The 954-nt window shown below is 38.5% G+C and carries 1 protein-coding gene; it reads right to left on the minus strand.

Annotation, left to right across the window (positions count from 1 at the left end; genetic code table 11):
* Positions 1–954 (minus strand): pyruvate formate lyase family protein (locus JCM14822_RS18740; protein ID WP_278287265.1); only part of this gene is annotated, 954 nt, incomplete at both ends.

Below are 954 nucleotides of genomic sequence, written 5' to 3' on the forward strand. Positions count from 1 at the left end.
TTTGTAATTTGTTCTTCTTTTGTTTTACCGATTGTTGAAGGTACTACAGAGAATGTGTAAGAGATACCATCGTTTGCATCTTCGAATGGAAGTTTAGCTACTGAAGCACAAGCTGCAAGAACACCTTTTGTTTCTCTACCGTTCATTGGGTTAGCCCCTGGAGAGAATGGTACGCCAGCTTTACGTCCATCTGGAGTAGCTCCTGTTTTCTTACCATATACTACGTTTGATGTAATAGTAAGAACTGATTGTGTATAAACAGAATCTCTGTATGGTGTGTGTTTTCTAATTTCTTGCATGAAGTCTTTTACAAGTGATACTGCGATTGAGTCAGCTGCATCATCATTGTTTCCGTATGCTGGGTATTCCCCTTCGATTATGAAGTCTACTGCTAAACCTTCTTCATTTCTTACTGGTTTAACTTTTGCATGTTTGATTGCTGATAATGAGTCTGTTGCTACCGCAAGACCAGCAATACCACAAGCCGTAGTTCTTAAGATTTCTTCATCATGAAGTGCCATTTCAATTCTTTCGTAAGCATATTTATCATGCATGTAGTGAATGATGTTAAGGGCATCTGTATAAGTTTTAGCAACCCATTGTTTTGTGATTTCATAGTTAGCCATTACTTTATCGTAATCTAAGTACTCATCTGTCATTGGTTCGATGCCTGGTACTACTTTAATACCTGTTTTTTCATCTACACCACCATTAATAGCGTAAAGAACAGCTTTAGCAAGGTTAGCACGAGCTCCGAAGAATTGCATTTGTTTACCGATTCTCATTGGAGATACACAACAAGCGATACCGTAGTCATCACCGAATTGTGGTCTCATTAAATCGTCATTTTCGTATTGGATAGCTGATGTATCGATAGATACTTTCGCACAGAAGTCTTTGTAACCTTGTGGGAAGCTTTCACTCCAAAGAACTGTTAAGTTTGGTTCTGGAGCT

Origin of the sequence: Cellulosilyticum ruminicola JCM 14822, from assembly GCF_001311925.1 — a bacterium.
Taxonomy (GTDB): domain Bacteria; phylum Bacillota; class Clostridia; order Lachnospirales; family Cellulosilyticaceae; genus Cellulosilyticum; species Cellulosilyticum ruminicola.